General features: G+C 61.8%; 17 protein-coding genes and 1 pseudogene. 3 read left to right on the forward strand and 15 right to left on the reverse strand.

The features are described from left to right. Positions 1 to 8: 8 nt before the first annotated feature. From mraY to arcA, 11 genes and pseudogenes are all read right to left on the reverse strand, one after another. The gene (mraY, locus tag DWV48_RS07320; protein ID WP_118654163.1) at positions 9 to 1,040 is read right to left on the reverse strand and encodes a phospho-N-acetylmuramoyl-pentapeptide-transferase; all 1,032 of its coding nucleotides are present in this window, start codon (positions 1,038 to 1,040) and stop codon (positions 9 to 11) included. Continuing rightward, complete coding sequence (gene murF, locus DWV48_RS07325; protein WP_118654164.1) at positions 1,030 to 2,478, reverse strand: UDP-N-acetylmuramoyl-tripeptide--D-alanyl-D-alanine ligase; 1,449 nt, start codon at positions 2,476 to 2,478, stop codon at positions 1,030 to 1,032. Before murF ends, mraY begins: the two co-directional genes overlap by 11 nt. Positions 2,479 to 2,566: 88 nt before the next feature. Next, positions 2,567 to 4,435: a peptidoglycan D,D-transpeptidase FtsI family protein gene (locus DWV48_RS07330; RefSeq protein WP_369834841.1), complete on the reverse strand. Its 1,869-nt coding sequence runs from the start codon at positions 4,433 to 4,435 to the stop codon at positions 2,567 to 2,569. Between the two features lie 17 nt (positions 4,436 to 4,452). After that, positions 4,453 to 4,926 (reverse strand): hypothetical protein, encoded by a 474-nt coding sequence (locus DWV48_RS07335; RefSeq protein ID WP_118654165.1) that lies wholly within the window; start codon positions 4,924 to 4,926, stop codon positions 4,453 to 4,455. A gap of 72 nt (positions 4,927 to 4,998) precedes the next feature. Beyond that, entirely contained in the window at positions 4,999 to 5,949 is a 951-nt protein-coding gene (gene rsmH, locus DWV48_RS07340) for a 16S rRNA (cytosine(1402)-N(4))-methyltransferase RsmH (RefSeq protein ID WP_118654166.1), read from the reverse strand. A 36-nt stretch (positions 5,950 to 5,985) separates the two neighbouring features. Then, positions 5,986 to 6,420, reverse strand: a complete 435-nt coding sequence (locus tag DWV48_RS07345; protein WP_118654167.1) for a division/cell wall cluster transcriptional repressor MraZ — start codon at positions 6,418 to 6,420, stop codon at positions 5,986 to 5,988. Positions 6,421 to 6,772: 352 nt separating this feature from the next. Next, complete coding sequence (locus DWV48_RS07350) at positions 6,773 to 7,681, reverse strand: site-specific tyrosine recombinase (protein WP_118654168.1); 909 nt, start codon at positions 7,679 to 7,681, stop codon at positions 6,773 to 6,775. A gap of 12 nt (positions 7,682 to 7,693) precedes the next feature. Next, positions 7,694 to 9,175, reverse strand: a complete 1,482-nt coding sequence (locus DWV48_RS07355) for a DUF1846 domain-containing protein (RefSeq protein ID WP_118654169.1) — start codon at positions 9,173 to 9,175, stop codon at positions 7,694 to 7,696. A gap of 286 nt (positions 9,176 to 9,461) precedes the next feature. Further along, positions 9,462 to 10,942, reverse strand: a pseudogene (locus DWV48_RS07360) (YfcC family protein). Between the two features lie 144 nt (positions 10,943 to 11,086). After that, entirely contained in the window at positions 11,087 to 12,082 is a 996-nt protein-coding gene (gene argF / locus DWV48_RS07365) for an ornithine carbamoyltransferase (RefSeq protein WP_118654170.1), read from the reverse strand. A gap of 99 nt (positions 12,083 to 12,181) precedes the next feature. After that, entirely contained in the window at positions 12,182 to 13,423 is a 1,242-nt protein-coding gene (gene arcA, locus DWV48_RS07370) for an arginine deiminase (RefSeq protein ID WP_118654171.1), read from the reverse strand. Between the two features lie 658 nt (positions 13,424 to 14,081). On the opposite strand from arcA, the gene DWV48_RS07375 reads away from it, so the two are divergent. From DWV48_RS07375 to DWV48_RS07385, 3 genes are all read left to right on the forward strand, one after another. Then, complete coding sequence (locus tag DWV48_RS07375; RefSeq protein WP_118654172.1) at positions 14,082 to 15,338, forward strand: glycosyltransferase family 4 protein; 1,257 nt, start codon at positions 14,082 to 14,084, stop codon at positions 15,336 to 15,338. A gap of 73 nt (positions 15,339 to 15,411) precedes the next feature. Then, positions 15,412 to 16,461, forward strand: a complete 1,050-nt coding sequence (gene trpS, locus DWV48_RS07380; protein WP_118654173.1) for a tryptophan--tRNA ligase — start codon at positions 15,412 to 15,414, stop codon at positions 16,459 to 16,461. Position 16,462: 1 nt separating this feature from the next. Beyond that, complete coding sequence (locus tag DWV48_RS07385) at positions 16,463 to 17,293, forward strand: HAD-IIB family hydrolase (RefSeq protein WP_233546224.1); 831 nt, start codon at positions 16,463 to 16,465, stop codon at positions 17,291 to 17,293. 284 nt (positions 17,294 to 17,577) lie between these two features. On the opposite strand, the gene DWV48_RS07390 is transcribed toward DWV48_RS07385, so the two are convergent. The 4 genes from DWV48_RS07390 to DWV48_RS07405 form a co-directional block, all read right to left on the reverse strand. Beyond that, positions 17,578 to 19,818 (reverse strand): ABC transporter ATP-binding protein, encoded by a 2,241-nt coding sequence (locus tag DWV48_RS07390; protein ID WP_199588922.1) that lies wholly within the window; start codon positions 19,816 to 19,818, stop codon positions 17,578 to 17,580. Further along, positions 19,819 to 21,579 carry an ABC transporter ATP-binding protein gene (locus DWV48_RS07395; RefSeq protein WP_199588923.1) on the reverse strand — a complete coding sequence of 587 codons (1,761 nt, stop codon included), beginning with the start codon at positions 21,577 to 21,579 and terminating at the stop codon, positions 19,819 to 19,821. Between the two features lie 136 nt (positions 21,580 to 21,715). Further along, entirely contained in the window at positions 21,716 to 22,159 is a 444-nt protein-coding gene (locus tag DWV48_RS09450) for a MarR family winged helix-turn-helix transcriptional regulator (RefSeq protein WP_118654174.1), read from the reverse strand. A 153-nt stretch (positions 22,160 to 22,312) separates the two neighbouring features. After that, positions 22,313 to 23,407 carry a hypothetical protein gene (locus DWV48_RS07405; RefSeq protein WP_118654175.1) on the reverse strand — a complete coding sequence of 365 codons (1,095 nt, stop codon included), beginning with the start codon at positions 23,405 to 23,407 and terminating at the stop codon, positions 22,313 to 22,315. Between the last annotated feature and the right edge of the window lie 104 nt (positions 23,408 to 23,511).

The raw sequence follows: 23,511 nt of genomic DNA on the forward strand, positions 1-23,511 counted from the left end.
TGAACTTCCTAACCCAGCTGGAAGAAGAGTGCAAGGCCAAGGGCTCCGAACGCCGCGGAGACGATCCAGAACCGGATGACCACCTTGGTCTCCGCCCAGCCCTTCTTCTCGAAATGATGGTGTATGGGCGCCATGAGGAACACGCGCTTGCCGGTAGCCTTGAAACTCGCAACCTGAATCATCACCGAAAGCGTCTCGGTGATGAACAAGCCGCCCACGACAAGGGAGACGACCTCGGTGTTGGTAAGCACGGCGACGGCGGCCAAAGCACCACCCAGGGCGAGGGAGCCCGTGTCACCCATGAAGATCTGCGCGGGATAGGCGTTGAACCACAAAAAGCCGATGCAGCCGCCAGCGCATGCCGCGCAGAATATGGCGAGGTTGGCGTCGTGGCACACAAAGCACACGGCGGCCATCACGATCATGGAGATCATGACCGTACCGCCCGCCAGGCCGTCGAGGCCGTCGGTGAGGTTGACGGCGTTGGACATGCCCGCAAGCAGCAAGAACACGAACACAAGGTACAGCCACGGAATATCGATCGTCATCCCGGAGATGGTCAGCGTCGTGGTGAGGATTCCCAAGTCGATGGAAAAACCGCCGGGAAAGCGTATCACCGGGGCCACATCGCAGTAGTTCACCGCGATGACGAAGAAGACGCAGACGATCAGCGTAAGACCGATCATCTTGCCCGCGGGCGTGAGGCCAAGGGAGCGTTTCTGCACGACCTTGGTCACATCGTCGAAGAGCCCAAGTGCGCCGGTGGCGAGCATCGCGCCCACGGCGAGCATGAGGTCGATGGTGGGCTTAGCCATGATGAAGCAGGTGAGCACCACGGCAAGCAAGATGATCACACCGCCCATGGTGGGAGTTCCCGCCTTCACCAGGTGGGACTGCGGGCCGTCCGCGCGGATCTGCTGACCGATGCCGTCCTTTTTAAGGAAACGGATCCACAGCGGCATGATCAGCCCGGCGATCACCGCCGAGATGAAAATGGCCAAAAAGACTTGGTACGTGGGATACGCGGGGTTACCGAGCATCGGCGCACACCTCTTCCACAAATCGGTCGAGTCCGACGAAACGCGAACCCTTCACCAACACGAGGTCGCGTTCGCCGATCACCCCGGCGAAGCGCTTGATAAGCACGTCGCACGACGGAACGACGTGCACGTCGCCCTCGTCGAGACCCATGAGACGCGCGGCAGTGGCCATCTCCTCGGCAAGCTCACCGCCCACGCAGATGAGCAGGCCGGGACGCTTCGCGGCGGCATAGGCACCGGTGAGCGCATGGAGACGCGGAGCCTCCTCGCCCATCTCGCCCATCTCGCCCAAGATGGCGATACGCGTGCCGGAGCACGGAAGACTCTCGAGCAAGTTGAGGCCGGCTGCCATGGATTCGGGGCTGGCGTTGTACGAATCGTCGATAACGCGGGCACCGCAGGTCGCATGGCGGACCTGCGCGCGGCGGCCAGTCAGTGCAAGCGAGGAAAACGCCTCGTCGATCTCGAAACCCGGAACGCCGAGACGGTGCGCAACGGTCGCGGCGAACAGCGCGTTGGGCACCGACTGGGCACCCGGAATGGACAGGTGCGTCTTGAAGCTCAAGCCATCCTCGAACGTGATGTCGAAGTGCGGACACCCCGTCTCATCAAGCTCTACATGGGTCGCATAGACGTCATCATCGGTCGAGGTGCCCGCAAGCACCACATCGATGCCGCGAGGCCGCGCATACTTCTCGATGATGAGCGGGGTGAAATCATCCTCGCCGTGCAGCACGAGGGCGGAATGGTGCCCCTCGAAGTTCTCGGCACTCGGAGGCATGCCCTGAAGAATCTCGGCCTTGGCGCGGGCGATCCCCTCGCGGCTCCCGAGCATGCCGATATGCGAGGTGCCCACCTTGGTGATGATGGCAAAGGTCGGTTGGGCACACGCGGTGAGGCGAGCGATCTCGCCGAAATCGTTCATACCCATCTCGAGGACGAGCATCTGCGTGTCGGCGGGGGCGGACAGGATGGTCAACGGCAAGCCGATAAGGTTGTTGTAGTTGCCCGCGGTGGCGTGAACGCGGAAGCGCTTTGCCAGACAGGCGGCCAATACGTCCTTGGTGGTGGTCTTGCCGATGGAGCCCGTCACACCGATCACGGTGCAGTGCAGGCGTGCGCGGTAGCCCTGGGCGAGGCGCAAGAGGAACTCGGTGGGGTCGTCGCAGGTCAACAACGAGCAATTGCGCGCGTGGGCGGCGTCGACGAGAGTCTGGTCGGGCTCCCGCGTCATCACGACGGCGGCGGCGCCCTTCTCAATAGCGGCGGCGGCGAAATCGTTTCCATCGACGCGCTCGCCGGGGAACGCGACGAAGATGGCGTCCGGCCCGACTTCGCGGGAGTCGATGACGACGCCGCGGCATACGCGATCGGGATCACCCGCGACGCGGCGCGCGCCCGTGGTGCTCTCGAGGTACTTGACTGCGATCTCAACCATATTAAGTGGTAACCCTTCCTGATCGCGTTCCTTGCAACGTGATATGGTACCCCGCCCGCCCTTCGATGTGGTGCAGGCTGTGTGAACCCTATCGCGTGGGCTTGATGCCCAACGCCGGCAACGCCGTCTCCATGATCGTCTTGAACACCGGAGTCGCCGCATCGGAGCCGGCAGCCGTGCCGTCAAGCGTGATGTAGCACATCGCGCGCGCATCAGTGGTGGACGCGAAACCCATGAAGGAAGACATGTAGTTTCCCTCTTGATAGCCAGATGTGCCCTCCACGGCGCGCTCCGCGGTTCCCGTCTTTCCCGAGATTTCGTAACCGGAGACCTGCGCTCCGGTGCCGGTACCTTCATCGACGACCGTTCGCATCATATCCGCAACGGCGGCGGCGGTCTCAGCACTCAGCACCTGCTGCTCGCCATCGGTCCAATCGACCTCTTGCCCGGCACGTGTCTTGAGGAAATGAGGGGTCGTCATGACGCCCTTGTTCGCAATCGCGCTCATGGCGCGCACCATCTGCACCGGCTCGACGGCAAGCGCCTGACCAAACGACATCGAACCCAGGGTCGCGCCATCATACTCGGATCGACCCTTGATGATGCCAAGCGATTCGCCCGGAAAATCAATGCCCGTCGAGGTGCCGAACCCGAAGTCCTTGATGACGTACTGGTCGAAGTCGTCCGCACCGATCTTCTCGCCCACCAAGACGAACCCTGTATTCGAGGAGCGCCGCATCATCTCGCGCAGCGTCATATTGAGGCCATAATCGCGCTTATCGGCGTCACGGACTTCGTCATCGCCCACCCGGACCATGGCGGGCACGTCCATGGCGGTGTCGGGGGTCATCCCCTCGTGTTCGATTCCCGCGGCCGCCACGAAGGACTTAAAGACCGAGCCCGGCTCGTAGACATCGGTCACCACGCGCAGATTGAGATCCTCGTTCGAGGCGTTTGCCAAGTCCGTAGGATCATAGGTGGGATACGAGCACGCGCAGATGATCTCGCCTGTCGTGGGATCACTCACCAAAACGGAACCGTTCTTGGCGCCCACGCGCTCCACCACCTCGGCAATGGCGTCCTCGGCGACGCGCTGGATATTCGCGTCGATCCCAAGCACGATGTCCATGCCATCTTGGGCGGGGATCTTCTTATACGCTCCACCGGCGATGAACGTGCCATCCAAGGCGCGCTCGCGAACCAACGAGCCGTTCACGCCCGTCAATATCTCGTCATATTGCTTTTCGAGGCCCGAAACGCCCACATTGTCCACGTTCACGATGCCGAGCACCTGCGACGCCAGCGTGCCATTCGGATACACGCGTTTGATTGACGGCTCGAACTCGATGCCCGCGATCTCCTTCTGTGCGAGCAACTCGGCATCTTCGTCATCAACCTGGCGCTTCACATAGGCGAAGCTCGTGTCTTGGTCGAAGAGATCGGCTACGTACTCCTCATCGACGCCCAAAACGTCAACGAGTGCGGCGATCGCCTTCTTGCGCTGCTTCTTCTCAATGAGTTGCGGATTCACATAGACGTTCTTGCACTCGACGCTCGAGACGAGCACCGTGCCGTTGCGGTCGTAAATCGTACCGCGCTTGGCGTAGAGCGTTTGGCTTATCATGCGGCGCGCATCCGCCTCGGCGAGGTAGCGGTTTGCGTTGAAGATCTGGTAATCGGCAAGGCGCGCCGTGATGAGCAGACCGGCGAGCCCCAAACCGCCCATGAGAAAGCCGTGGCGCGAGATGTTCTCATGCGCCAAGTCGGAATGAAGCAGATCGGTCTTGACGCGGGTGTCTCGATGGTCGCGTGAGCCGCGGGCGTCGCGCCCGCGCGACTCTTCACGTGCACCGCGCGCACCACGCGGGCTGCGCGAGCCACGGAGCCCATCTTGGGCACCGCCACGCGAGCCGCCCGTGCGACCGGAGCCCCGCCTCCTATCGTAATTCGAAGACATGAAGACGTGCCGCCCAACTACTGGCCGAGCGCAGAGAGCGCACTCGCGCCGGTGTCGGCACTCGAATCGACATATTCGGTGAAATCGAGCGTGATACCGCTGTCCGCGGTAACCATGCCGTAGCCCTCAGCAAGGTCGCGGATGCGCGTGGACGAGCCATACACGGCACGCATGACCTCAAGCTCGGAGCTCTGCTCCTGAGCCTCGGTAAGTTCGTTGGAGAGGGTCGCGGCGTTGTTGAGCGTTGCGGTGGTAAGGCCGGCAAGAGCCACGCGGAAGACGCCAATCGCGACGAACAGAACCGCGAGCACGGCGAAGACCTTGACGCAATGCGTGAACTGGGGGCTGACCTCCTGGCTCGCCTCACGGCCCGCACCGGTGACGACATCAAGGCGAGGACGCGCAGAAGGTGTGGGGGCGGAAGCGTGCCCGGCATACGTCTCGGGCTGCATATCATAGGCATATGCTGCGTTTGAGGTGTGGTAACCCATGATATGCAACCCTCCGTCCCGGAAGCAGTGACAATACGAGCGGCGCGAGACGAACGGATGGCGAACGCGGAGCTATAGACGCTCTGCGCAGCGAATCTTCGCCGATCTCGCGCGTGGATTGCGGGCGACCTCCTCGGCCGTCGCAACTAGCGGTTTGCGGGTGGTGACCTTGACTATCGGCACGTTCCCGCACACGCACACCGGAATGTCCGGCGGACAGGTGCATCCTTTGGAGAGCTCCTGGAAATGTTGCTTGACGATGCGATCCTCAAGCGAGTGGTACGAGATGACGCATACGCGACCTCCCGGGTTCAACCAACGAACCGCCGCCTCGAGGCCGCGTTCGAGCACATCGAGCTCATGGTTGACCTCGATGCGAATCGCCTGGAAGCTGCGTTTGGCCGGATGCCCTCCGTGCCTACGCGCCGCCGCCGGTATACCGGCTTTGATCGCCTCGACGAAGTCTCCCGTCGTCTGGAGCGGCGTCACCTGCCGACGACGCACGATCTCACGCGCGATCTGGCGAGCGAACTTCTCCTCTCCATAAACGCGAAGAATCCGGGCGAGGTCGGCTTCGGTATAGGTGTTCAAGACCTCAGCTGCGTTTAGGGTGTTGGTTCCCGGATCCATACGCATGTCGAGTGGGGCATCCTCGTTGTACGAGAAACCCCTACCAGGGATATCGAGTTGGGGGCTCGAGACACCCAGATCGAACAGGAATCCATCGACGCCGGGCACCTGAGCTGTGCACAGGAGCTCGTCCAAGTCCCCGAAGTTTCCCTTGAGGAGCTTGTGGGGCGTACCCGGGGCCTCGACGTCAAGCCGATTTCCCGCCGCCTCGAGCGCCATGTCGTCCTGGTCGATCCCGAGCAACAGCCCTTGGGGTCCAACCTGCGCCGCCATCTTCACCGAGTGACCGGCACCGCCGAGCGTGCAATCGCACACAACGGACCCGCTTGCGAGCTGGAGCTGCTCGAGCACTTCTTGGAGCATGACTGGTTCATGCCGATATTCAGGTGTCAACGTACCTGTCCCCCGTTCGCGTCCATAAGGCCTTTCCTAATCGAAGAAGCCCGCGAGGATATCCTCGGTCTCAGCCTGACGTGCCGCATAGGTCTCGCGATCCCAAATCACCAGGCGGTCGTCGCCACCGACGACCGTGACCTCGCGATCCAGGTGAGCCTTCTTGCGGTCATGCTCGGGAAGGCTGATGCGGGCGGCGGAGTCTATTTCGAGTGTGGTTGCCGCGCCGTACAGAGCCTCCTTGACCATGCGGTGAGAACGGTCGGTGGGATTGAACCCGCCCTTTGCCTCAAACACAGAGTCAACCCAGACCTTGAACGTGTCCTCAGTGAACACGTACAGGGCATCGACTTCCTTTTCAGGAGCGGGAAGGACGCGCACATGACCCTCGAGCTGCTTTTTGAAGGCGGGCGGCAGCGACAAACGTCCCTTCGCATCGAGATTTCGATCGTAGGTACCGTTGAAATACACTGGCGCACACCCCCTTAGGCTTACTCGTGGGCATATGCGGGAGCCACCCCGCCGTCGACGCTTTTCATTCTATGGGGGCTTCTCCCCTTTCGCAACACTTTTTCCCACTTTCTCCCCCACAGCTCCCCACGCGCCCCGAACGCCCCATCAAACGGACGCGAACAGCCGTTTGGACACACACAACATCTTGTGTTTGGGCAATGTACGACCACCACGGGTCGATGCGATATCCGCAGGTTAAACCTTCTAGTTGAGGTTGAACCGATTTTCGAGTTGTGCCCGACTTGTGGGCGGCGTGTGGGCGAGCATCCCACCCCATGCGGCGGCGCAGACGCCAAGGCAGGCCGTGAACCTAGGCGCGTGGATGGGCGGCAAGGTAGACTTCGCGTAACTGCGTCTGATCGAGATGCGTGTACAGCTGGGTCGTGGAGATATCGGCATGCCCCAGAATCTCCTGCAAAGCGCGCAGGTCGGCGCCACCGGCGAGCATATGCGTCGCGAATGAGTGGCGCAAAGTGTGGGGATGCAGGCCCTCGATGCCAACCATGCGGCCGTAGCGCTCGCAGATACCGTGAACGCTTTGACGCGAGAGCCTGGTGCCACGAGCATTGAGGAACACCGCCGGGGAGATGGCGGTGCCGCGGGAATGACGGAGCAGGTCATTGCGGGCACCATCTGTAAGATAGGAGTGCAGAACCCTGAGCGCGGAGCCTGTAATGGGGACAAGGCGCTCCTTGGATCCCTTTCCCACCACACGGACAAACTCATCGTCAAGATATAGGTCACGAATGTCGAGACCCGTGAGCTCACTCACCCGCATCCCGCATCCGTAAAGAACCTCGAGCACCGCATGGTCCCGCTCTCCAGCGGCGGTTTGAGGAAACTCCTGATCGAGCAGGGCGTTTGCGCATTCGATCGAGATGACGTCCGGAAGGCGCTGCTCGGCCTTGGGGAGTCGAATGGTCGATGTCGGATGCGTATCGACCAGCCCCTCGCGGACAAGAAAGCGGTGAAGGCCCTTGACGGCCGAAAGGGCGCGATTGACCGACGCATCCGCCGACCCGGCGTCGCGACGCGAGGCCACAAACTCCTCCACATCACGCCGGGTCACCGCGGATGGACTTGTGATACCGCGCCCGAGCAGGAACGCTCGATACCCCTCGAGGTCGCGGCGGTACGCGGCCACCGTATTCCGCGAGAGGTTGCGCTCCACCACCAGATGGGCAAGGTATTCCCGGCAGCAGTCTTCGAGGTCCGTCATGGGGAACACGGTTTAGCGGTGGTAATACCCGCTACGCTCGAACTTGGGCTCGCAGCATACGTTGATGCCGAGCTTCCTCAGCAGTGCCTCATCCGAACTCGAGATGATCACCGAGAAGAACGCATCGCAGCCGCGCAGTTTGGGGAGACCGGCGAGCACGCGCGCGGCAACCTCGCTCGTGGCGGAGGTGATGGACAGTGCAATGAGGGTCTCGTCCGGGTGAAGACGCGGGTTGACGCTGCCCAGCTGACTCGTCTTGAGGCGGCTGATGGGCTCGATGGCGTCGTTGGAGATGACTTCGAGCTCGATGTCGACGCCGGTAACGGCCTTCAGCGCGTTCATCATGAGCGAGCTCGCGGCACCAAGGCGCGTGGATGTCTTGCCCGTGACGACCGTGCCATCGGGCAGCACCATGGCTCCCGCGGGCGACCCCGTGGTCTCCTCCTTAAGCAAGGCTGCGGAACGAGCCGGAGACTGATCCTTGGTGACGCCGACCTTCTGCATGATGGCCTTGAGCTTGTCGACCTGCTCAGAGCCGCAACCCGTGCGCTTGACGTTGGCCGCGGCGCCGAAGTACCTGCGGACGATCTCCATGTTGGCCGCCTCGCGACAGGCGTCGTCGTCGCTGATCGCGTAGCCCACCATGTTCACGCCCATGTCCGTGGGGCTCTGATAGGGGCTCTCGCCCAAGATCTTCTGCATGAGTGCCTTGACCACGGGGAACGCCTCGACGTCGCGGTTGTAGTTGACCGTGGTGACACCATGCGCCTCGAGATGGAACGGGTCGATGATGTTCGCGTCGTCGAGGTCGACCGTCGCTGCCTCGTACGCGATGTTGACGGGATGCGTGAGCGGCAGGTTCCACACGGGGAAGGTCTCGAACTTGGCATAGCCCGCGGCGACACCGCGCTTGTGCTCATGGTAGAGCTGGGACAAGCAGGTAGCGAGCTTGCCGGAGCCCGGACCCGGCGCCGTCACGACGACGAGCGGACGAGAAGTCTCGACGAACTCGTTCTTGCCGTAGCCCTCCTCGCTCACGATAAGGTCGATATCGTGGGGGTAGCCCTCAATGGGGTAATGGAGCTTGCAGGTAATGCCGAGCATGGAGAGGCGGCGGCGGAACTGGTCGGCGGCAGGCTGACCGGAGTACTGGGTGAGCACGACGGCACCCACGAGGAATCCGTTGGAACGGAAAATGTCGGCAAGGCGCAAGACATCCTCGTCGTACGTGATGCCAAGGTCACCGCGGGCCTTGTTCTTCTCGATATGGTTGGCGTTGATGGCGATGATGATCTCAACGTCATCCGCCAGGCTCTTAAGCATGCGGAACTTGCTGTCGGGCTCGAAACCGGGCAGCACGCGGCTCGCATGGTAGTCGTCGAACAGCTTGCCGCCGAATTCAAGGTAGAGCTTGCCGCCGAACTGGGCGATGCGCTCCTTGATGTGCTCGGCTTGGTTGGCAATGTACTTCTCGTTATCGAAACCCTGGCGCATGCGTTCGGCTCCTTTGTCATATGGCGGTACCGAAACATAGTAGCCGAGTTTCGCTCCCCCGCCCGCGCCGCTCGCACACTTCACGCAATCGCCCCGACACGCACAGGCCCCACCGCCGCGAAACACAAGCGCCCCCTCCCGCGCACGGAAACGGAAGGGGGCAGAAAGGTAGGTCGCAACCGATCGCAAGACGATTCAAGTGACCGGTCGGACGGCTATTGAGCGACCGCGGAGCCCACATGGGGTGCTTACGCTATGATCACGGCCGCAAAGCACCCATCGGGTACTAGATCACCATGCAGGCCACCGTCGTGATAACCATGCTCACAAGCGTGAGGATCACAATGAGCGGCATGGCGAACTTGAGCCACGTGGTCCACTCGATCTTGGCGAGTGACAGGCCACCCATGATCGCGCCGGAGGTGGGAGTAAACAGATTCACGACACCGATGGCGGACGAGAAGATCATGACCATGACCTCGGGCGAGAAGCCCAGACCGGCAGCCAGCGGACCCATAATGGGCATGGACACGGTTGCCATACCGGACGTGGACGGAATCAGGAAGGAAAGCCAAAGTAGACCAGGAACGCCACAGGGGCGAAGATGAAGCTCGGAACGCCCCTGAGCATGGCGGCGGCAGCGTCGAGCACGTACATGTCCAGACCGGTGGCGGCCATGAGAACGGAGATGCCACGGGCCAGCGCGATGATCAGGACGACGGACATCATGTCGGCGGCACCGGTGATGAACGTGTTCACGATCTGCTTCTCGGACAGGCCGCCCACGATACCGATGACGATCGCCATGACGAAGAACCACGTGGAAGCCTCATCGAAATACCACTGGCCAATGGGAAGGCCGGTGACAACTGCGGACCAAGCCTGGGTAATGGTATTACCGTCGGCGTCGTACACACCGTTGTCGAAAAAGCCTGCGACGTTCGCATTAAGGTCGCCCAGCGGGATGAAGCCGACGATCATGACGACGAAGGTGAAAGCGAAAATGCCCAGAACGGCCTTCTGACGACCGGTGAGCTTGACCTCCTTGGCGGCCTCGGCGGCAGCTGCGCCATGGGCGGCCTCGGCGTCCTTCTGCTCCTGCAAAGACAGGAACGTGGAGCCCTTATCGGCCTTGACCTTCTTGGCGTACCGCATCACGAAGATAATGGAGATCAGCGTGGTCACAACGGTGAGAAGGAAGCCCAGACCAATGATGATGGTCTGATCAACCTCGATGCCCTTGGAGGAAAGGGCATCGACGGCGGCACCGACGGCGAACGGGTTGACCGTGGAACCCAGGCAGCCGCATCCCGCGCCGAGCAGGACGGTAGCGGCGCCGACCAGCGGGTCGAAGCCGGCAGCCATCATGGTGGCGGCAAGCAGGGCGTAGAACGGGACCGTCTCTTCACACATGCCGTAGGAGGTTCCGCCGAGGGCGAACAGGCACATGAGCACCGGAATAATCCAAATCTCACGGCCCTTGAGCTTCTGAACGAGCACGGCGATGCCGTTGTCCAACGCGCCGGTCTCGGTCATCATGCCGAGGAAGCCGCCGAGGATCATTACGAAGAGGCAGACGGGCAACGCATCGGCGAAGCCCTTGACCGGCGCCGTGAAGAAGTCGCTGAACGTAGCGGCGGTCACGGCATCCGTCGTACCGGAAACAATTACGGTGATGACGGCGACGATTGCCAATAGGGCAAGAAGAATGGTGAACGATGAGGGCATGCCGCGCTTTTTCTTGGCGGTTTCAGTCATTGTTCTCATCCCCCCTTCTTTGTATTACTTAGGCTTATCCCGCATGGACGGGGCGCAATCCGTGCCGTGCGACGCCCCAAGCGGCGGGAAAACTACCAAAAGGACCGCTCGGGACGCGCAGCGATGCGCCCCGAGCGGGCAGACGATGCGCTCTTACTTGAGCGTGGCGTACATAATCGCCTTGATGGTGTGCATGCGGTTCTCGGCCTCGTCGAACACCTTGGACTGCGGGGACTCGAAGACGGCGTCCTCGACCTCCATCTCGGTGACGCCGAACTTCTCGGCGATCTCGGCACCAGTGGTGGTGTTGGTGTCGTGGAAGGCCGGCAGGCAGTGCAGGAAGATGGCGGAAGGATCGGCCATGGCCATGAGCTCGGTGGTGACGCGATAGGGCTCGAGCTGCTTGATGCGCTCGGTCCAAACTTCGTCGGGCTCACCCATGGACACCCACACGTCGGTATAGATGACGTGAGCGCCGGTGCAGGCCTCCTTGGGATCCTCGGTAAGGGTAATGGTGCAGCCATTGGCCTCGGCGATCGGCTTGCAGGCGTCGATCACATCGTTGGCGGGCATGCACTCCTTCGGGCCGCAAGCCACGAAGTTCATGCCGAGCTTGGCGCACACGACCATGAGGGAACGAGCGACGTTGTTCTTGGCGTCGCCCATGAAGACGAGGGTCTTGCCCTTGATGTCGTAGTTGAAGTTCTCCTGGACGGTCAGGATGTCGGCGAGCATCTGGGTGGGGTGCCACAGGTCGGTCAGGCCGTTCCACACGGGAACGCCGGACTTGGCGGCGAGCTCCTCGACGTCCTCCTGGTCGAAGCCGCGGAACTCGATGCCGTCATACATGCGGCCGAGGACGCGGGCGGTGTCCTCGATGGACTCCTTCTTGCCCATCTGGGACGAACCGGGGTCGAGGTAGGTGACGCCCATGCCAAGGTCCATACCGCCGACCTCGAAGGCGCAGCGGGTGCGCGTGGAGGTCTTCTGGAACAGCAGGACGATGTTCTTGCCCTCGAGGTAGCGGTGCGGGGTGCCCGTGCGCTTGAGGTCCTTGAAGTTCTTGGAGAGCTTGAGCAGGTACTCGATTTCCTCGGTGGTGAAGTCGAGCAGACGCAGGAAGCTGCGGCCAGAGAGGTTAACGCCCATGTGGGCTCCTTTCACATAGAAGGTAGAGCGAATGCCGCGGATGATACCACGGCGAAGTGCGACGGCGCACCGGAGCCGATGCGCCGTCGAAGCTAGTGCTTAGAGATCCTCGCGCCAGAAGGGCATGCTCATGCAGCGCGGGCCACCACGGCCGCGGGAGAGCTCGGCGGACGGGCAGACCAGAAGCTCCAAGCCCTCCTTGTAGAGCACGTCGTTGGTGACGGTGTTGCGGGCATAGACGCAGATCTTGCCGGGGGCGACAGCCAGCGTGTTGGAGCCGTCGTTCCACTGCTCGCGAGCAGCCGCAATGGGATCGCCGCCGCCGCAGGGAATCAGCTTGATCTGGTCGACGCCGGTGGCGTCCTCGAGGACGTGCTCGAGCGTGTCGACCATTTCCTTGATGTTGACCTCGCCGGGGTTCTTGCCCGGAGTGAGCTCGTACACCTTGAGGGTGCCCATGATCGCCGGGTGGATGGTGAACTTATCCACGTCGATCTGGGTGAAGACGGTGTCGAGGTGCATCATGGCGCGGTTGTTCGGGATGTCGAAGGCGAGGATGCGATCGACCTTGGAATCGCTGTTCCAGAAGATGTTCTGGGCCATGACGTCGATGGCGGCAGCCTGGGTGCGCTGGGAGATGCCGACGGCCAGGGTGTGCTCGTTGATGTTGAGCACGTCGCCACCCTCGGTGTGGTAGGCGGCGTCACGACGGAAGTACAGGGAGACGTCCTTATAATCCGGGTGATACTTGAAGATGTACTTACCGTACAGGGTCTCGCGGTTGCGGGTGACGGAGTACATACGGTTCAGGCAGACGCCGTTGCCAACGACCGCGAACGGGTCGCGGGTGAAGTAGAGGTTCGGCATCGGGTCGATGATGAGATCGGACTCGGACTCGGTGTTGACCATGGAGTCGAGCGTGACGGAGCTCACATGCGGCATCTCGATCTCGGCCTTGGTGAGACCAGCCATGGTCTTCTGGACAAACTCGAGGTTGTCCTTGATGGAATCGAGCTTCTCTCGGACGACGCGGGGCATCTCCTTGCCCTTGATGCCGGCCTCGGCGATGTACTGATCCAGGAACTCCTGGCGAGCGTCGGGGTTGGCATCAAAGACCTCGGCGACGAGCTTCTCGAGATAGAGAACCTCGACACCCTGATCACGAAGAATCTGGGCAAAGGTGTCGTGCTCCTCTTGGGCGACCTCGAGGAACGGGACGTCGTCGAAGAGCAGACGCTCAAGCTCGAACGGCGGCAGATTCAGCAGTTCCTCGCCGGGCCTGTGCAGGCAGACCTTCTTGAGCTGCCCAATCTCACTTGGGACATGCAAGCCTTTCGTCATTGCCTCCTACCTTTCTTATTCTGGGACCGCGCGGCGATCCCGTCTTAAGTCCTTTACGGGACTCCGTTCACACCTACCGTTATATCCAATTTTCGGCTTAATGATACCGTCACCGCCAAACGGTCGTAAAACTGGCGGGAACGGTATATCATCAAAACTCCCGCAGGTCGTTACTTTTATCCAGTAAAGCGTTTTACATGGGAGAATAGCAGCACATGGCATGTGCAAGGCAAGGGATAAATGCCTGAATCTATACCTCAAAGTGAATATTTTTCTACTTGTCCTGCATATTATGAACAAGATTCAAAAGCCTAATTTACGGTTTGTTAATATGCATTTTAATCAACTATTTATGCAATTGCCTGTGAATTAAAGCCGCTCATGGCATTATTACGACCGTCTACGCGCTTTTTTGTGCACGGGAGTGCCCCGCGCTGTGAGCTAAAACTTACCACCGGCACCACGATTTCCAAAAGCGGGAGCCGACTCCCTGTAAGGGCATCCATCGCACGGCCGAAACCAGCCGCCCATCTCCTGCCCCTTGTGCTTGTACCGTGCCCATGCGCGAACGCGGCATATCGAGCGAGGCGCTTCTAGTATCATGATTAAGATTGCGCGTTTCGCGTATGACGTCCACTCCCGACCGATGGTGGTATCCATGGAACAAGCCATGCCATATTTCCTTGTGGCTGTCGCCGCCTTCCTTGCCACCTACCTATGCGTCCCGCCCGTCAAGCTCCTCGCGCGGAGGCTTGGTGCCATCGACTACCCCTCTAAACGCCGCATCAACACCAAGCCCATCCCACGTTTGGGAGGCCTTGCCATGTTCGCCGGGCTCTGTCTCGCGCTCGTCGTCGAGATTGCGGGAATCAAACTACTCGGATGGCCCCCCATTCTCATTCCCCATCCAAGCATGACGATCAACTACCCCCTGCTGGGCGTCGCGTTTCTCATCATCGTCATTACGGGTGCGGTAGATGACGTGCGTTCGCTCAGCCCTAAGAAAAAGCTGCTCGGCCAGATTGTCGCCGCATGCGTGGCAGCTACCGCGGGCCTGCTCATTGGGAATATCGTCAATCCGTTCATCCCGGGAGCCGAGATCGACCTCGGGTGGTTCGCCTACCCCATCACAGTGATCTACCTCGTGGCGTTCACCAACATCATCAACCTCATCGACGGACTCGACGGACTCGCCGCGGGCATTTCGGGCATCGCCTCGCTTTCCATGTTTTCCTTTGCCGTTCTCGCGGGGCGTCTCGACGCCGCCTCTCTCGCCATCGCGCTCTTTGGTGCGTGTCTCGCCTTCCTGCGCTACAACTTCCATCCCGCATCCATCTTCATGGGCGATTCGGGGTCCTTGCTCTTGGGCTTTGGCCTGGGCACCATCTCGCTGCTCAACGTGAGTCGAACCGCGGCGCTCACCTCGCTCATCATCCCGCTCATCGTCGCAGGCGTTCCCATCCTCGACACCCTCTCCGCCATCGTCCGTCGCAAGCGCGCGCACGTGAGCATTGGTCAGGCGGACAAGGGCCACATCCACCACCGCCTCATCCAAGAGGGGTATGACCAGCGTCAGGCGGTCCTGCTCATCTACGCGTGGTGCCTGTTGCTCTCGCTGGGTGCGGCTCTCATCAACCAGGTTGCCATCGAGGCGCGCATTGCGATCTTCCTTGCGTTGCTCGCCTGTTCTGCGATTTTCGCGGCGCGCCTTCATTTGTTCGAGCCTGTTTTACGGCATCACTACAACCCAAAGACGCAGCAAGACGAAATCGTGACCCCCGAGGATCCGGCGTTCGCCGACGAGGAGCGCGCTGCGGAGGAGCTACACGAAAGCCGGATCGAACGCCTTGAGGAGATGCTGCCCGGAAAGGGCCCAACGCACAGCCACAGCTCATCCGACCACACCGACCAGTAACCTCTTGTCCCCTTCGTGCAAGCGTAGAGCGCGAACGGGATGTGCCATCGATCGAACACGCAAAGGAGACATCATGCCCAACGAGCTCAGCTACGAGGTCAGCCTCGAGCGCAGCAACCAGATCCGCGCCGACCTGCCGCTGCATCCCGAGAAGTACACCATGCTCACCGGCGACCGCCCCACCGGGCGTTTGCACCTCGGCCACTACTTCGGTACGCTCAAGAGCCGCGTGGAGCTGCAGGACATGGGCGTCCACACCAATGTGCTCATCGCCGACTACCAGGTCATCACCGACCGCGACAGCACGGACAACATCCAGGATAACGTCTACAACATGGTCATCGACTACCTCGCCTGCGGCCTGGACCCCGACAAGACCATGATCTACACGCACTCAGCCGTCCCGGCGTGCAATCAGCTCATGCTGCCGTTCCTCTCCCTGGTCTCCGAAGCGCTGCTGCAGCGCAACCCCACGGTCAAGGCCGAGATGGAGGCAAGCGGCCACGAGCTCACGGGGCTGCTCCTCACCTACCCTGTGCACCAGGCATGCGACATCCTCTTCTGCAAGGGCAACGTCGTGCCCGTCGGCCGCGACCAGCTGCCGCACATCGAGCTCACCCGTACCATCGCCCGTAAGTTCAACAACCGCTACGGCCAGGTGTTTCCCGAGGTCGATGCCCTGCTCTCCGATACCCCGCTACTGCCGGGACTCGACGGGCGCAAGATGAGCAAGTCCTACGGCAACGCCATCAACATCTCGATGACCGCCGAGGAGACCGCCAAGCGCATCAAGAAGAGCCAGACCGACGGCGAACGCATGATCACGTTCGATCCGGAAGGAAGGCCCGGCGTGTCCGGCCTGCTCTCCACTGCCGCCATCTGCACCGGCCGCTCTGAGGTCGAGATCGCGGAGGAGATCGGCATGGGCGGCTCCGGCCAGCTCAAGAAGTACGTCACCGAGAGCGTGAACGAGTATTTCGCCCCCATCCGCGCGCGCCGCGAGGAACTCGCAGGTGACATGGACTACATCAAGGACGTCCTGCGTGAGGGAAATCGTCGCGCCAACGAGGTCGCCGAGGCGACGCTTGCCGAGGTGCGCGAGGCGATGGGCATGGTGTACTAACATGTACCGTCTTGTCGCCAGCGACATGGATGAGACCTTCCTCGATGCCAACCACGCGATCCCCGAGGCGAATCTCCGCGCGCTGCGCCGCATGAAGGAGCTCGGCGTGTTGTTCGTCCCCTCCAGCGGGCGCTGGTACTCCAGCATCATGGACAACTTCACGGGCGAAGCTCGGGAACTACTCGAAGGCAGCTATGTGCTGTCATACAACGGGGGCTTCATCAACCGCGTGGGCGACGAGACGCCCCTCAGAACCTGCGGCCTTTCGCGCGCTTGCGCGGAAGAGCTGTACGCGAGGGGCCGCGAACTCGGCTTGTGCATGCACATCAACGTCGCCGACGGCCACGTCTTCGTACCCGATGCGGACGAGGACGAGCGTGCGTACCTTAGTTCGATTTCCGGCGTGACCCACATCTCCAGCGCCGACCATCCGGACCTGTCGTTTCTCGATGGACGCGATATCGTGAAGATCCTGTACGTGAACCGTGACTTCGAGGCGCTGCAGGGTCTGGAGCCACACCTGGCACCCATGGCGAAACGCCTTGGGGTCGAGATCACGTTCTCGTCCAAGCGGTATCTCGAATTCATGCCCGCGGGTGTGGACAAAGGCACCGGTCTTGCGCGTCTCGCAAAGATGCTGGATATTCCGATGTCCGAGGTGATCGCCGTCGGCGATTCGGCAAACGACCTTGCCATGATCAAAGGGGCAGGCCTGGGTGTGGGCGTGGCAAACGTCACCGACGACGTACGCCCCTACTGCGACGCCATCCTCGAGACGACGGGCATGGACGGGGCATTCGAGGAGCTTGTCGAACGATTCCTCACTACGTGAAAACCTGCGACTTCGTTCGAGCACAGCTCGACCCGCCCCATCCGAGCCGATGCGCCATCTCCAGCGATACGCATTTGTAACCCTTGGTTAACTTATGGAGACGATATGTACCGCCTTCTTTAGCGCATCTTTGCCGACGACTGCAGGTATATTCATCGCAGCGAAGGACACAGGCGATACAAGGACCTTCGTTATTGCTCAGAAGCGCGTTTTCCCTCCCCTCTGCGCGCGACTACATTTGGCGCCGTCTTCCTGCTGGAAGGCGGCGCCATTTGCTTGAAATGTTATTCAGCGAACTGGGAGTTGTAGAGGTCGGCATAGAAGCCGCCGGCGGCCAGCAGCTCGTCGTGCGTGCCGCTCTCGATGATGTCACCCTCCTTCATCACCAGGATGAGGTCGGCGTTCTTGATGGTCGAGAGGCGGTGCGCAATGACGAAGCTCGTACGGCCGCGCATCAGCTCATCCATCGCCTGCTGGATCTTGAGCTCGGTGCGCGTGTCCACGTTGGAGGTCGCCTCGTCCAAGATGAGCATCGGCTTGTCGGCGATCATAGCGCGCGCGATCGTCATCTGCTGCTTCTGCCCCTGGGAGAGGTTGACCTGGTCGTTCAGCACCGTGTCGTAGCCATGCGGCAACGAGCGGATGAAGTGGTCGAGCCCGACGGCGCGGCAGGCGCGCTGCACCTCCTCGTCGGTCACCCCCTCGTCGCAGTAGACGAGGTTCTCGCGTACCGTCCCCTCGAACAGCCAGGTGTCCTGCAGCACCATGCAGAACAGCGCATGCACGTCCTCGCGGCGCATCTCGCTGGTCGGCACGCCGTCGATGCGGATCTGCCCGCCGTCGATCTCGAAGAAGCGCATGAGGAGGTTGACCATGGTGGTCTTGCCCGCGCCCGTGGGGCCTACGATGGCGACCTTCTGGCCGGGCAGTGCGTGCGCGGAGAAGTCCTTGATGACCGGCTTATCGGAGCCGGCGTAGGTGAAGCGCACATGGTCGAACTCGACCTCGCCGCGTACGCCCTGCGCACGACGCGCCGGCTTGGCAGACTCGTCGGCCATCTCGCGCGCCTCGAGGAACTCGAAGACGCGCGTGCCCGCGGCGCCTGCGGACTGCAGCGCCTGCACGCCCTGGGCGATCTGCGAGAGCGGCTGGGTGAAATAGCGCACGTACAGCATAAAGGCGACGATTACGCCGAAGCCGATCTGGCCATCGAGCGCCAGCGCGCCACCCACCACGCATACGGCGACGTATCCAAAGTTGCCGATGAACATCATGATGGGCATCATAAGGCCCGAGAGGCACTGGGCGCGGAAGCCCGCGTTCACGAGCTCGCCGTTCATGCGGTCGAACTCTGCGCGCACGCGGTCCTCGGCGTTATATGCCGCAATAACCGAGTGACCGGTGTAAGACTCCTCGATATGGCCGGACAGGGCCCCCAGCGCGGATTGCTGGCGTACGAAGTACTTCTGGCTATGGCCCATAATACCCATCATGAGTACAAAGCCCAGCAGGCTCGCACCCACGGCGGCCAGCGTCATCCATCCGTTGGTGGTGATCATCATGAACAGGCTGCCAAAAAAGAGGACAACGGCGGAGAGCAACGTGCCAACACTCTGGCTGAGCGACTGGCCGAGCGTGTCAACATCGTTAGTGATGCGCGAGAGGATGTCGCCGGTGGGCACCGTGTTGAAGTACGACATGGGCAGGCGGTTGATCTTGGCCGAGATGTCGGCGCGCATGCTGCGGCCGATGCGCTGCGTGACGGTGGTCATAATCCAGCCCTGGACCACGGAGAGCACGTAGCTCGCCACGTAGAAGGCGACGAGGGTGAGCGCGATGCGGGCGATCAGATCCATGTCGATGCGCGGCTCGACCAGGCTCTTGACGGAGGCGGGAAGCTCATCGAGGGCCGCCATGGCCGCCTCGGTGTCACTCATGTCGAGGTTGGAGAAGATGTCGAGCAACTTCTGCTGGTCGGCACCGGTGATGATGACACCGTCCACCTCGACGTCGGTGAGCAGCGCGTCTCGCGTCTCAGCGGGCATGCTCGCGAGGTCGTCCAGGGAGGGCGCGGCGGATGTGGCGCCCTCCGCGGTGTCTGAGCCGGTGGCGGCGGCACCCATCCCCGCCGCCGACATCGCGTCGACATCGCCCACACCCACAGGCGCACCGGCGGCGGCCATCGCGGCAGCCTGCTGTTGCGCCATCGCCGCGGCGTTCGCCTCGATATTGCGCGTGACGGCCTCGACGACCTGCTCGAGCTTGTCGCTATTTGGCGCAATGCCGTCTTGCACGGCATCCGTGATATCGGAGAGCATATTGGGTCCCAGCAGCGTGAGCACCGTGCCGACCATCGCGCAGATAAGCGCCACCGCAACGGCGGGGAGGAAGCGCCGGCAATAATTGAACAGCCTGCCCCAGGTCCCCCGATCGATACGCTGTCCCGCGGCACCACGTGCGCCGTGCCCCACGGGCCCGTGGCCCATGGGGCCGCGCGGCGCAGACGAAGTATGCATGCCCGCCATCTACATCAACTCCTCTTCACTCAGCTGGGACAGGGCGATCTGCCGATAGGTCTCGCAATCGTGCATGAGCTCCTCGTGGGTCCCCTGCCCCACCACGCGGCCTTCGTCCAGAACCACAATGCGATCGGCATCGCGGATGGTGCCGATGCGCTGCGCCACGATGATGCGCGTGGTATTCGCAAACTCACGCTCGAGGGCATCGCGCAAGACGCGGTCGGTCTTGTAATCGAGTGCCGAGAAGCTGTCGTCGAAGATCAGGATCTCGGGCTTGCGGGCAACCGCACGGGCGATGGACAGGCGCTGCCGCTGTCCGCCGGACAGATTCGCGCCGCCCTGAGCCACCTGTGCGTGATAGGCACCCTCCATCTTCTCCACAAACTCGGATGCCTGAGCGGTCTCGATGGCGTCCGCCACGTCCTCCTCGCCCACCGGGCCGCGACCGTTGTCGCCGTATGCCACGTTGGTACTCACCGTGCCACCGAACAGCGTCGCCTTCTGCGACACATATCCGATCTTGTTACGCAGGGCTCGCACGGAATAATCGCGCACGTCCACGCCGTCCACGAGGACCTTGCCCCACGTGGCGTCATAGAACCGCGGGATAAGATTGATCACGGTGGACTTGCCCGAACCGGTGGAGCCTATGAACGCGACCGTCTCGCCACGATGCGCAGTAAAGGAGACATGGCGCAGCATGCTACCCTCGGCATCTGGATAGCGGAAGGTCACATCGCGGAACTCGATCTCGCCCACGCGACCAGGCTCGCCCTCTTCGCGTGTGCCGTCCTTGATGGTCGTTTCGGTTTCGAGCACCTCGTTGATGCGGTCCGCGGCCACCTGCGCACGCGGCAGGATCATGAAGATCATCACGAGCATCATGAACGCCATGACCACCTGGATGGCGTACTGGGAAAACACCATCATGTCGGAGAACAGGGAGATCTTATTCGCCATGGCGGAGGAGTTGATGAGCACGGCGCCGATCCAGTAAATGGCGAGCGACAAGCCGCTCATCGTGGCCTGGATCGTGGGCATGAGGAACACCATCGTGCGGTTGCCCACGAGCTGATTGTTCGTGAGCGTGTCGTTCACCGTGTCGAACCGGTGCTGCTGGTAGCCCTCGGCGTTGTAGGCGCGCACAACCGAAAGGCCGGAGAGGTTCTCACGCGAGACGCGATTGAGGTCGTCGGTGAGGCGCTGCATGCGGCGGAATCGCGGCGTCGCCACGGCGAGGCAGACCGCCACCACGGCGAGGAGTGCCACAATGGAGACGGCCGTGGCAGCCGTCCACTCCCAGCGCTTGCCGGCGATCTTGGTGATCGCCCACACCGCCGTGATGGGCGCCTTGATGAGCATTTGCAGACCCATGACGATAAGCATCTGAATCTGCATCACGTCGTTCGTGGAGCGCGTGATGAGACTCGGCGTGGAGAATCGTCCGATCTCCTCCATGGAAAACGACTGCACCTTGCCGAACAGCTTGGCGCGCATAGTGCCACCGAACCCGGTTGCGATGCGCGATGCACACACGGCGGTGGCGACCGAGGCGAGCAGACTTCCCAGCGAGCAGGACAGCATCTTCCCGCCAGCCGTGAGGATCTGGGGCATGGTCGAGCCCTCGACCTGCACGAGGCGGGTGATCTCGGCCATGTACTCAGGCGACTTGAGGTCGAGCCAGACCTGGGTGACGATGAACGCCAGCGCCAGGACGGCAAGCCCCCGTTCCTGCTTCGTTAGGTTTCGAAATAGCTTGAGCAACATCTTCTCCTTATCTAACCCTATGAGATATGCACGCGTGCCGAACCGGCTCCGCCATGCGCGCAGGTCGGTTCAAGACGACAGGACGTACGACGAACGCAAGGACGCATCGGAAACCCGAACGTGCAGCGCGGGCATCCTACAGCTGCATCGTGGGCGGGCGCAGGCGCGACCGAATCTCGCATGCCGTGAGGAAGAACGCTCGCAGACGCTCCTCGCCCAGCTCGTCGATCAACATGGCCACCTGGGCGCGCATCTCCCCGTAAAACGCGTGCACGCAAGCCGCGCCCTTATCGGTGAGCACAACCTCGGTGACGCGGGCATCCGCCTCGCTGCGCCTGCGCGCGATGAGCCCCCTGGACTCCAGGCGCTTGAGCAGCGCGGCAACACGCGCCGTACTCACGCCGAGCCGCTCCGCTATGTCTCCCGCCGTTACCACGGTTTCGGCCTTACGCGCCTCCGCCAGCATACGGAGCGTCCCGCCAATGCCCGCGTTCGCCTCGTCCATACAGCGAAACGCATCGGACGAATGGACACGCTCGGCTAGACGGATGATCTCATCAACCTGCGTCTCTGTTGCCATATCGCTCCTTTCGGAATCGAAGGTGCCCGTTGTTGGGATGCGAGCGTTACCGCGTGAGCCATTATTACCTCATAGGGTTAGATGTTTCTTAAGCAGGCCGTTGTCGCCGTATCTCCATCGTGTCACCATATGCCTGGAGCCACCTCGAGCAGCCTAGCCGATCGCTTCTAGTACGTCCTCGCCACGCTGCATCATGTTCTTCTCCCTGGGTCCGCTCCTGAACCAATCGCGCAAGCCCTCAAGCGTGCTGGCCGCAGCGTACACCTTGATCTTCCGACCGTCCTTCGTGGTCACGATGCAACGGTCGCCGCTCTCGCTCCCCTCGGGCTCGGACACCTTCTTGAGGTAGTCGCGTCGGAACGCCACGATGCGCGCATTGCTGATTGAGACGAACCAATCATCATCCTCAAGCTCCGTCCCCGTGGCGCCTCGAGCCGCCATCTCGTCGGCGAAAGAGAAGCCGAGCTCGCGCTCCTGCCTGTAGATCTCGTAAATTCCGCGGAGGGGCATGCTCAACATGAGTAGGGGCAGGAGAACGCCGATGAATAGGAAGAGAAACGGGACGAGCAGAAGCAGGCGAGCGCCATTTTCGGTGAAGACGGCCATGAAGGCGATTACGAGCGAGAAGACGAGTGCCATGCCGTTGAACACGATAGCCAGCGGTTTGATGGCAGCCCAGCACAGACCAGCTTTGGTCATGGGGCCCTTAATGGCGTCCGAGACCTCGATCCCCTCCTTCTCCAGCCGTGCAAGGAGGTTGAGCGAGCACACGCCCTCGAGGCTGACCGAGCAGAACTTGCGCTCGCCCTCATACAGATCGATTCTCATCATCTGCGTGTGAAGCGTCACGCGGGTGATGCTGGAGAAGGTCGTCTCCTTGCGGATGCCGAAGGCGTTACGCGAGAGAATGCGCCCACCGTCCACGTCGATACGCGGGATGCTCAGCAAGGCCCAGATAGCCATACCCGCGAGCGCCATGGCATGACCGAACCACACAAGTTCGTGGTCCCACTCGCCCAGCGAGACGCCCTGCCAGACGTAGACACCCAGCATGAGCAGTTCGAACGCGACGGCGCAGCAGGCGATGATCGTGCGGATGGCTGCGGGCATGCGCACCGTGAAGCAATCGAGGCTGTCCGTTGCCTCGCTGCGCTCGCGCGCGCCGCGGCGGGCGACCCATGCAGTGAGCGGGCCGACGATGAACACGGTCATACCGACGCGCAGAATGGATTCGAGCAGATTACTCATAGGGGCCACCGCCTCGAGCTCTGGAGATTAACTGCAGGAAACGCTGCCAGAACGATGGGATGCGCACAACGTAAGGAGCCGCGTATCGGCAAGCGGCGGCATCG

Origin of the sequence: Collinsella sp. AF08-23, assembly GCF_003479805.1 — a bacterium.
Classification (GTDB): domain Bacteria; phylum Actinomycetota; class Coriobacteriia; order Coriobacteriales; family Coriobacteriaceae; genus Collinsella.